7 protein-coding genes are annotated in these 10,269 nt (G+C 65.4%); 4 read left to right on the top strand and 3 right to left on the bottom strand.

Annotation, left to right across the window (positions count from 1 at the left end):
- The 4 genes from BOO71_RS28265 to BOO71_RS07875 form a co-directional block, all read left to right on the top strand.
- Positions 1-323, top strand: a 323-nt coding sequence (locus BOO71_RS28265) for a hypothetical protein (RefSeq protein ID WP_217694863.1), incomplete at its 5' end; no start/stop codon positions are given.
- Between the two features lie 529 nt (positions 324-852).
- On the top strand, positions 853-1,902 hold the full coding sequence (locus tag BOO71_RS07885; RefSeq protein WP_075831402.1) for a branched-chain amino acid ABC transporter permease: 1,050 nt from the start codon (positions 853-855) through the stop codon (positions 1,900-1,902).
- Positions 1,899-3,692, top strand: a complete 1,794-nt coding sequence (locus tag BOO71_RS07880) for a branched-chain amino acid ABC transporter ATP-binding protein/permease (RefSeq protein ID WP_075831401.1) — start codon at positions 1,899-1,901, stop codon at positions 3,690-3,692. The genes BOO71_RS07885 and BOO71_RS07880 overlap by 4 nt, the downstream gene beginning before the upstream one ends.
- Positions 3,689-4,402, top strand: coding sequence for an ABC transporter ATP-binding protein (locus BOO71_RS07875; protein ID WP_075831400.1), 714 nt, complete (start codon positions 3,689-3,691; stop codon positions 4,400-4,402). Before BOO71_RS07880 ends, BOO71_RS07875 begins: the two co-directional genes overlap by 4 nt.
- 58 nt (positions 4,403-4,460) lie before the next feature.
- Here the strand turns inward: BOO71_RS07875 and BOO71_RS07870 are convergent, their stop codons facing one another.
- The 3 genes from BOO71_RS07870 to BOO71_RS07860 are packed head-to-tail and all read right to left on the bottom strand — an operon-like array spanning position 4,461 to position 10,242.
- Entirely contained in the window at positions 4,461-7,880 is a 3,420-nt protein-coding gene (locus tag BOO71_RS07870) for an efflux RND transporter permease subunit (protein WP_083653217.1), read from the bottom strand.
- Entirely contained in the window at positions 7,877-9,139 is a 1,263-nt protein-coding gene (locus BOO71_RS07865) for an efflux RND transporter periplasmic adaptor subunit (RefSeq protein WP_075831403.1), read from the bottom strand. Before BOO71_RS07865 ends, BOO71_RS07870 begins: the two co-directional genes overlap by 4 nt.
- Positions 9,140-9,189: 50 nt before the next feature.
- Positions 9,190-10,242 (bottom strand): TolC family protein, encoded by a 1,053-nt coding sequence (locus BOO71_RS07860; RefSeq protein WP_075831399.1) that lies wholly within the window; start codon positions 10,240-10,242, stop codon positions 9,190-9,192.
- Between the last annotated feature and the right edge of the window lie 27 nt (positions 10,243-10,269).

The following is a 10,269-nucleotide window of genomic DNA, read 5'->3' as shown; positions in this document are numbered from 1 at the left end:
ACTACCGGACAACTCAGGCGATTCGGTCTTACAAGTACCGGACTACTCAGGCGATTGACCTCTTACAGCTACCGGACTACTCAGGCGATTCGGTCTTACAAGTACCGGACTACTCAGGCGATTGGCAGTTTCGACTACCGGACAACTCAGGCGATTCGGTCTTACAAGTACCGGACTACTCAGGCGATTGGGGCCAAAACTACCGGACTACTCAGGCGATTCGGTCTTACAAGTACCGGACTACTCAGGCGAAAAATCCAAAAAACGCCGTGTTTCTGGGCTTTTGCCCGCTGCCCCTGATGATGATCATCAAATCTTTTTAAAAGCTTTTAAAAGCTCTAAAAGATCATCATCAAGGCACGCTCGGCCCATTTCCGGCTGGCCCATTTCCCCAGACCTCACGAAATGGGCCAAAAGCGGACTTTCAGAGGCTTAACAGTCCCGCTCCACCTCACCAAACCCCCTGTGCGCTCACCAGAGGGTTGTGGAGTGTCCTGCCAGGAGATTCACGTCTCTCTGTCCGATCAGCATTCTGCCAGGGTCTTAACGGCCTTCCTGCTGCCATTCTGAGAGACCAAATTCTATGCATTTGTATGTATAATTAGAAAACGTCGTCCTAGCCGATCTTTAGGGCTATTTTAACCTATTTTTGGACCCTCTGGCCCAGTCAAGTCGCCTGTGATGTCCGTGCTTTGGTTCGTCTGGGGAAAATTGACTGGAGATCCAGCTCGATTTTTTGACACATCCAATTTGCTTGTCCGTCTTGTCCACCCGCCCCAAACTCCGTATGGTGGCTGGCAATGACAACCAAACGAGTGTTAGGCAAACTTGCGCGGGCCGATCTGGAGCCAGATGCAGATCTTTGACCCCACCATCTTCCCGATTCTGGCGGCGGACGGACTGACCAACGGGGCGGTGTACGCGCTGCTGGCGCTGGCGCTGGTGCTGGTGTTCGCCGTGACGCGTGTGATTTTTATTCCGCAAGGCGAATTCGTGGTCTTCGGCACGCTGACCCTGGCGGCGTTGCAATTGGGCCGCACGCCGGGAACGCTGTGGCTGGTGCTGGCACTGCTGGGCATTGCCGCCGTGATGGAAGCCTTCTCGTTGATCAGGAACGGACAGACGCGGCGCGGCCTGATGACGGTGGGAGTCGCGGCGCTGCTGGGCGTGGGCATCTGGGCGCTGACCGGCTGGCTGGCCCCGCTCAAGGCTCCGCTGTGGGTCCAGGTGATTTTGACCCTGGGACTGGTTGCGCCGCTCGGTCCGCTTCTTTACCGCGTCGTCTATCAGCCGCTTCAGAACGCCACGGTTCTTGTGCTGCTGATCGCTTCTGTCGCCCTGCATCTGGTACTAACCGGGCTGGCCCTCGTTTTCTTCGGCCCGGAAGGTTCCCGCACTCCAGCCTTTTTCGAGGGCAATCTGACGCTGGGACAGGTCACGCTGAGCTGGCAGAGCATTCTGGTGATCGTGGCCTCGGCGGCGCTGATGCTGGGGCTGTACCTGTTCTTCGAGCGCACCATGCCCGGCAAGGCGCTGCGGGCTACCGCCGTGAACCGCCTCGGAGCGCGGCTGGTGGGGATCAGTCCGTCCTCGGCAGGGATGCTGACCTTCACGCTGGCCGCACTCATCGGGGCGCTGGGAGGCGTGCTGATTGGCCCCAGCGTGGCCGTGACCTACGACAGCGGCTTTTTGATCGGCCTCAAAGGTTTCGTGGGCGCGATTATCGGTGGGCTGGTGAGCTACCCGCTGGCGGCGGCGGGGGCGATTCTGGTGGGCCTGATCGAGAGCTTCGCGTCCTTTAGCCTCTCGGCCTGGAAGGAAGTGATCGTGTTCACGTTGATTCTGCCCGTGCTTCTGTGGCGCTCATTGACCACCCGTCATATCCCGGAGGACGAGGAATGACCGCGCCCAAATTCTCCTTACGGCTTGGACTGAGCATCGCTGCTGTTTTGATTGCTCTGTCGCTGCCACTACTACTGCCACTCTTTCAGGTCACGCTGCTGACCAACATCCTGATTTTTTCCATCGTCGTCACCGGACTGGTGCTGCTGACCGGCATTCTGGGACTGACCAGTTTCGGGCAGGCGGCGTTCATGGGCGTGGGAGCCTATACCACCGCCGTGCTGACCGCGCAGATGGGCTGGAATCCGTGGCTGTCGCTGCCCGTTTCGCTGCTGGTCACGGGTCTGGTCGCGTGGTTCCTGGGTCTGCTGACGCTGCGGATGCAGGGCCATTACCTGCCGCTGGCAACAATCGCCTGGGGCATCAGTCTGTTCTACGTGTTCGGCAACACCCCGGCGCTGGGCGGCTTTACCGGCCTGACCGACATACCGCCGATTTCTGTCTTTGGTCTGGAACTGACCTCGCCGCGTAACTTCGCGTATCTGGCCTTGGTCTGCCTGGGAGTGGTGGCGCTGGGCGCACAGTTTCTGCTGTCCAGCCGTACAGGCCGGGCCATGCGGGCGCTGCGTTCGGGACCGCTGGTGGCCGAGGCATTCGGTGTGTCCGCCTTCGGCCTGCGGGTGCAGGTTTTCGTTCTCTCGGCGCTGATGGCCGCGCTGGCGGGGTGGCTCTACGCGCACAGCCAGCGTTTCGTGAACCCCACCCCGTTCGGTTTGCAGGCGGGCATCGAATACCTGTTCATGGCCGTGGTGGGCGGCTCGCAGCATGTGTGGGGCGGCGTGCTGGGCGCGGGCCTGATCACCCAGATTCGTGAGCAACTGCGCGATATCCTGCCCGGTCTGCTGGGCCAGCAGGGCAACTTCGAGGTCATCGTGTTCGGGGCGCTGGTCATTCTGGTGCTGCAATTCGCGCGGCAGGGGCTGTGGCCGCTCCTCGAACGCCTGTTGCCACAGGAGGGAATTCAGATTCTGCCAGAGCGTGGAAAGCTCTCGCCACGCCCCAAACCCGCACCCGGTACGCCGCTTCTCAGCGTTCAGCACGCGGTCAAGCAATTTGGCGGCCTGCGTGCGGTGGGCGACGTCTCCTTCGAGCTTAACGCCGGGGAAATCCTGGGGCTGATCGGCCCCAACGGCGCGGGCAAAAGCACCATGTTCAACCTGATTACTGGCGTCAATCCAGCCACTTCGGGGCAGATCACCTTCATGGGTCAGGACATCAGCCGCCGCAGCGCAGGACAGATTCACCGCCTGGGCCTGAGCCGCACCTTTCAGCACGTCCACCTGCTGCCCGATCTGACGCTGCTGGAAAATACGATGATGGGCGGCTACGCGCGCGGCAAGGCCGGAATCGTCCGCAGCCTGCTGCATCTGGAGCGCGGGGAGGAGGCGGCCCTGCAACACGAGGCATTGCGTCAACTGGAGCGTGTCGGATTGGGCGCGCAGGCATTCACGCTGGCGGGCAATCTGGCGCTGGGGCAGCAGCGGGTGCTGGAAATCGCCCGCGCGCTGGTGGCCGATCCCACGTTGCTCCTGCTGGACGAACCCGCCGCCGGACTGCGCTACGGCGAGAAGGCCGAGCTGATCATCCTGCTCAGAAAACTGCGCGACGAGGGGGTCACGGTGCTGCTCGTCGAACACGATATGGATCTGGTGATGGGGCTGGTGGACCGTCTGGTGGTCATGAATTACGGCGAGAAACTGGCCGAGGGTTCCCCGCAACAGGTGCGCGACAATGCGGACGTGCGTGAGGCTTACCTGGGCGTGGACATGGAAGAGGAGGGCGCGGCATGACTTCCGATCTGCTTTTAGAGGTCCGTGACCTGCACACCCGCTATGGCCGCGTGGAGGCGCTGAGCGGCGTGTCGCTGGACGTTCCCGCTGGGCACATCGTCAGCGTGATCGGGGCGAACGGGGCAGGGAAGACCACGCTGATGAACTCGGTGATGGGCATTCTGCCCAGCACGGGCGATCTGCTTTACGAGGGCCAGTCCCTGCGCGGCATCCCGCTGGAAACCCGTGTGGCACGCGGCATCAGTCTGGTGCCGGAGCGGCGTGACCTGTTTGCCTCCATGAGCGTGGCCGACAACCTGACGCTGGGCGCGTACAGCCGCCGTCAGCAGAAGTGGCGCGGCGATCTGGACCACGTCTACGAGCGCTTTCCGCGTTTGCTAGAGCGCCGCAAACAACTGGCGGGCACGCTGTCGGGCGGCGAGCAGCAGATGCTGGCGATTGGCCGGGCCTTGATGGGCAAGCCCAGATTGCTGCTGCTGGACGAGCCGTCGCTGGGCCTCGCGCCGCTGATCGTGCGTGACATCCTGCGAATCGTCAAGCAGCTTCAGGCCGAGGGCGTGACCGTGCTGCTGGTAGAGCAGAACGCGCGGGCCAGTCTGGCGATCAGCGACAGCGGCTACGTGCTGGAAACTGGGGAGGTCAAGCTCAGCGGCCCGGCACGCGAACTGGCACAGAACCCGGAACTGACGGCCAGTTATCTGGGCGGGTAAACGACAAAGTGGAAGCCCCCTCCAACTTTCGGAGGGGGCTTTTTACTGGGTCGGCGGATCAGTCGCCGGGGACGGGGGTGCCGCCCATCTGCACGGGAGCATCCGGCTTCAGACGTCGGCGCTCGAACTGCCAGAACACGGTGGGCACCACATAGAAGGTCAGTAGCGTACTGGTCACCACGCCGCCCAGGATCACGATGCCCAGGCCCCGGCGGAACTCCGCGCCGTCGCCCTGGCCCAGGATCAGCGGAATACTGATCACCAGCACGGTCAGGGTGGTCATCAGAATCGGGCGGAAACGCAGTTCGGCGGCCTCGATCAGCGCCTCCCTCAGCGGCAGGCTGCGGGCGCGCTCGGTCACGAATTCCAGGTACAGGATGGAATTCTTGGTGGACAGGCCCAGCAGGACCACCATCCCCAGCACCGTGATCACGTCCAGATTCACGCCGAACAGGCCCAGGGTCCACAGCGCGCCCACGATGGCAATCGGCACGGGCAGCAGCAGGTAGATGGGGTAGCGGAATGAGTTGAACTGGCTGCCCAGCACCAGATAGGTCAGCAGGATCGAGCTGATCATGATGATCGGTCCGAAGAACACCAGATCGCCGGTCAGGCCCGAGCTGCCGAAGGCGCTGGCGTTGCCCAGGGTGACGCTGTCTTTCAGCAGGCCCGCGTCGCCCACCCGTTTTTCCAGCACGGCCTGATAGGCGAACGGGTTGGGGCCGCCCTGCGTGAGATTGATGTCCAGCGTGGCGGTGTAGGCCTTGTTCAGGCGGCTCAGGGTGGCCGGGGCCTGCGCCACCTGGAAGGTGCCCAGCCCGCTGAGAGGCAGGTTGGCGTTCAGGGCGGGCGAGTAGACCGTCTGCGACAGCAGGCTCTGCTCGTCGCGGATCAGCGAGGGGTCCAGCCGCACCACGATGTCCACACTCTGATCGCCGTCGCGGACGCTGCCTGCCACCGAGCCGTCGTTGTAGGTCCGCAGCGCCTGGGCCACATCGCTGGCGCTCAGGCCGGTGCCGGACAGTCGGTTGGGATCGGGAATGAAGGTGCGTTCCTGGGTGGTGGCGCTCAGGCTGCTCTTGACCGTGCGGATGTTGGGATCTTTGCGGAGCAGGCGCACGACCTCCCGGTTGCGCTCCAGCAGCAGCGCCTGATTGGGAGCGGTCAGGGCCAGCGTCATGTCGGCGCTGCCGCCGGGTCCGGTCTGTTGCGAGGCCACCGTCAGCTCCGCGCCGGGGCGGTTCGCCACCAGTGGGGCCAGCAGCTTGCGGTATTCGGCGCTCAGCAGGTCCAGTCCCTGGCGCTCCTCCTTGGGAACCAGAGTCAGGGTCAGGCTGGAGGCGTTGGCGCTGTTACCGCCCACCAGACTGCCGCTGCCCACACTGGTCTGCACCAGCCGGACCTCCTTGCGGGCGAGCAGTTTGTCCTCGATCTGGCGGGTCACGGCGTTGGTGGTGGCCAGATCGGTGCCCACCGGCAGCGTCAGGTCCACGTTCAGGATGCCGCTGTCGGTCTGCGGCACGAAGGCGAAGCCCAGTTTCGGCGCGATCAGCACGACGCTGCCCATGAAGGCCAGGGCCACCAACATCACGATCCAGGGCCGCTTGAGGGCGTTCCCCAGGCTGCGGGCATAGGCGCGGGCGACGCCCGTCACGCCCCGGATGGTGACGCCGTGCAACGTGCCGGTCAGCGCTTCCAGGAAGGCGTACAGTACGGTGACGACATAGCGCACCAGCGTCCAGACGACGGGGGCCAGCAAGGCGGCCAGGATCAATTTGACGGGCAGGGGGAGGCCCGTGCCCGAGAGGGCCAGCCCCGTGACCGCGCCGCCCAGGATCAGGGCCAGGACGCCGGGCACTGTTTTGACTCCGGCCAGCGTGCGCCGGAACAGCTCGGGCAGGCGGGCCACGATGGGGGGCAGCTCGGCCCAGCTCACGCTGCGGGCCTCGGCGGTGTAGGCCAGCCGCACGGTCAGGAACAGCAGGCTTTCCAGCCACGACAGCGTAATGGCGGCGGCGATGCCCAGCCCGAACTGACTGAAGAACTGGCCGAGGATGCCGGGGAAGAAGCTCAGCGGGATCAGCACGGCCAGCAGCGAGAACGACGCGGCGGTCACCGCCGAGAAGACCTCGCTGGCCCCCAGCAGCACGCTGCGGACCTGGCCGTAGCCCATGTCGCGGTAGCGCTGCACGTTCTCGGCCACCACGATGGAATCGTCCACCACGATGCCGATGGCCACGATGATCGCCAGCAGCGAGATGATGTTGAAGGTGAAGCCCAGCAGCCCAAAGAGCAGGGGCGCGGCGCTGATCGAGATCGGGATGGCCAGGATCACCGAAAACACGGTGTTCAGGCGGCCCAGGAACAGCAGGCAGATCAGGCCCACGGCAGCCACCGCGATCAGGAATTCCTTGAAGGTGTCCGAGACAGTGGCGCGCGTCTCACGGGTGGTGTCGTTGGCCAGCTTGAGGCTGTAGCCCTGGGGCAGGAGCTGGGCTTTCATCGCGGCCAGCACGTTGTCGGTCACGGCCACAGAATTGGTCCCCGAAGCCTTTCGCACCGAGAGCAGCACGGCGGGCTGACCGTTGACCCGCGCGAACGAGGTGGGCGAGGCGCTGCCGTCGCGCACACTGGCCACATCCGCCACGCGCAGCCCGGTGGCCGGATCGACGATGATGCGTCCCACGTCGGCGGCGTTGCGCGGGGTGTTGCGGGTGCTAAATCCTGTGGTGTTGCCGCCCTGCGTCAGCGTTCCGGCGGGCAGGTCCAGCGCCGAGCCGCTGATGGCCCCGGTGACGCGCGCGGGCGTCAGGTTGTAGCTTTGCAGGCGGGTGGGGTCCAGCAGTACCTGGATCTTGCGTTCCGGCCCGCCTGACAGACGCACGTCGGCCACGCCCTCGACGCGTTCCAGCCGGGGCACCAGGGTGTCCTCGGCGTAGGAAGTCACGTCGTCGGGCTTGGCACTGCCGCCCAGCAGGGCCAGCGACAGGATCGGGGTGGCGTTGGGATCGAATTTCTGGACCACCGGAGCGTCCGCGCCGTTGGGCAGGGAACCCCGGATGGCGGCCACCGCCTGCGACACGCTGTTGGCCGCCGAATCGATGTCGGTGCTGTCGGCAAAGGTGATGACAACCGCCGACTGGTTGCTCACGGAGGTGGTGTTGATGTCCACCACCCCGGCCAGGGTGCTGACCGCGTCCTCGATGCGGCGGCTGACCTCGCGGTCCACCTGATCGGGGTTTGCGCCCGCGTAGGAGGTGCTGACCGCCAGGATCGGCACCTCGAAATTGGGCAGCAGTTCCACGCCCAGCCGGAACACTGAGACCAGCCCCAGCAGCGCCACCAGCACGAAAATGCCGATGGAAAAGACATAGTTGCGGACGCTGAAGCGCACAAAGGGATTGATCACCGGCTCCGGCGTGCCGTCGGGCAGCGTGCCGCGTGGGGCGTTCAGGTCCCCGGATTCGTGGGTACTCATGGCGCACTCTCCACGGGTTTGGCGGCATCTTTAGCGCCCGTGTCTACTGCGATGGCCGCGCCGTCCTGAAGGCTGCCGGGCAGTGGATCGATCACCGACTGGCCGGGGTCCACGCCCGAAACCGCCAGTTGGCCGCCGGACTCGGCGATGACCGTGACGACCCGGCGCTCAGCCTTACCGTCCACCGCCACGAATACGGCGTTCTCGCCGCCGTCCACCTGCACGGCGCTGCTGGGAATCAGCACACCCTGGCCCAGATCGGCGCGGTAGCGCACCTGGGCCGCCGCGCCCACCGGCAGTTTCTCGCCGCCCTGCACGCGCGCGGTAATGGGCACCAGCCGGTCAGCGCCCGCAATGCCGGGACTGCCCTGAACTGTCGCCACATAATTGACGCCGCCGTAGCCCAGATTCAGCTTGGTCCCGTCGGCCAGCGCGAAGGCGTCGCTGCTGGGAATGTTGAACTTGGCGCGGATGCTGCCGGGGTCCACCAGCCGGAAGACGGCGGTGCCCTGCGCGGCAAATTCGCCGACCTTGGCGCTGATGCTGGCCACCGTTCCGGCGAAGGGTGCCCTGACCCCCGTGCGCGCCAGGTTTTCCTCGGCCTGCCTGACCCCCTCCTGCGCGGTTTCCAGGGCCACCTGTTGCAGGGGCACGCTGCCCTGCGCGCTGCGCCCGTTCTGTTCCAGATTGTTGCGGGCCGAGGACAGGCCCGACTGCGCCTGCGCCAGCGTGGCCCGCGCCGCCTGAAGGTCCGCCAGACTGATGCCGCCCAGTCCGTACAACGTCTCGGCACTCTGCGCGTTCTGCCGCGCCTGGGCCAGCGTCGCCTCGGCGGACGCTACGGCGGAGGTCAGTGACGCGCCCGCGTTGGCCGTGGAGTTCTGGGTCTGCTGCAAGTTGATCTGCGCCTGCTGGACCTGCAACTTCGCATTTTCCAGCGCTTGCCGCTGCTGCGTGTCGTCGAGCTGCACCACCACCGCGCCTGTGCCCACCTGCTCACCCTCGTCGGCCAGCAGGCGCGTGACCGTGCCGCCGCTCTGGGTCGCGACCTGGGAATCCTTCTGCGCCGTGATGATGGCGCTGGAACTGCGCTGCACCCTTAGCGTGCCCTGCTTTGCGGTAACAGTCTGCACCTTCAGAACGGTGGTCTTGGCCGGGGCGGTGTTCAGATCGTTGCCCTGGGGCTTGGCATCCTGGCCGGGCCGCGAGCAACCTGCCAGCAGGGTGGTCAGGACCAGCAGAGGCAGCACCTGCTTCATCTTGCCAGTCCAGTTCATTTGACCAGTTCGGCTTATTTGACCAGTCCAGTTCATTTTGCCAGTCCGGTCACGTCCACGCCGGAGGCCGCCCCCAGCGCCGCGAGGGCCTTCCACAGTCCGTCACTGGCCTGGGTTACGGCAAAGTCGGATTGAGCGGCCTGGACCTCGGCCTGCTGCACTTCCACGGCGGCGGCGGTCCCGGCCTTCAGGCGGGCGCGGGCCTGACTGAGGGTGGTCTGGGCGTTGGTGCGCTGCTGGTGGGCAATGTCGACGCCTTCCTGGGCATTCTGCACTGCACGGTAGGCGTCGCGCACCCCGGTTCCGGCGGCCTTCACCGCGTCGTCCAGACCCCGCTGGGCGTTGGCCTGGGCCGTGCGGGCGTCTTCCAGCGTGCGGGTGGGCGTGTAGTCGTTGTCCGCCAGCTTGACCTGCAAGGCCGCGAGGCTCAGGCCGTTGCTGGCCTGGCTCAGCGACGGCAGGCGTTTTTCAAGTCCCGCCTGCAACGTGGCGAGGCTGGCGTCCAGCTTGGGCGGGGCGGGTGGATCGGCCAGGGTCAGGGCCGTCCCGGTGGGCAGGCCCAGCGAGCGGGCCAGTTGCGACTTCAGCACCGGAAGCTGCGCCTGTGCGTCGGCCAGTTCCTGGGTGTCGCTGTTCAGGCTGGTCTGGGCGCGGTTCACGTCCAGTTGCGTGGCTACTTTCGCGGCCAGCCGCGCCTGCGCGATTTGCAGGTTGCGCCTGTCCAGCGCTGCCTGGGCGCTGTTCAGATCAATTCGCCCGTTCGCCTCGTAGGCGGCCAGATACTGCCCGATCACGGTTTGCGCCACATTCAACTTGGTGCCGTCCAGCGTGACGGCTGCCGCCGCGTTGTCCTGCTCGGCCTGCGTCAGCGTGGTGATGATGCTGGTGGGGTCCGCGCGCACCGCCCGCAGGTTGGCCTGCGCTTTTTGCAGGTTGGCGCGGGCGGTGGTCACGTCCGGCCCCCCCGCCAGGGCGCGGCTCACGGCGCTGGCCAGGGTCAGTTTGGTGGCGTCCGTCTGCGCGGCGGCGGTAGTCAGGCCCAGAGCCAGCAGGACGGTCAGAATGCGGGTGGTAGGGGTGGTCATGGTTGGCCTCCGGGGGCAGGGGTAGGT

The sequence above is a fragment of the Deinococcus marmoris genome (genome assembly GCF_001949125.1).
GTDB classification, from domain to species: Bacteria; Deinococcota; Deinococci; order Deinococcales; family Deinococcaceae; genus Deinococcus; species Deinococcus marmoris_A.
Note: the sequence above shows the minus strand (reverse complement) of the source record. Positions and strands in the feature narration are given on the sequence as shown.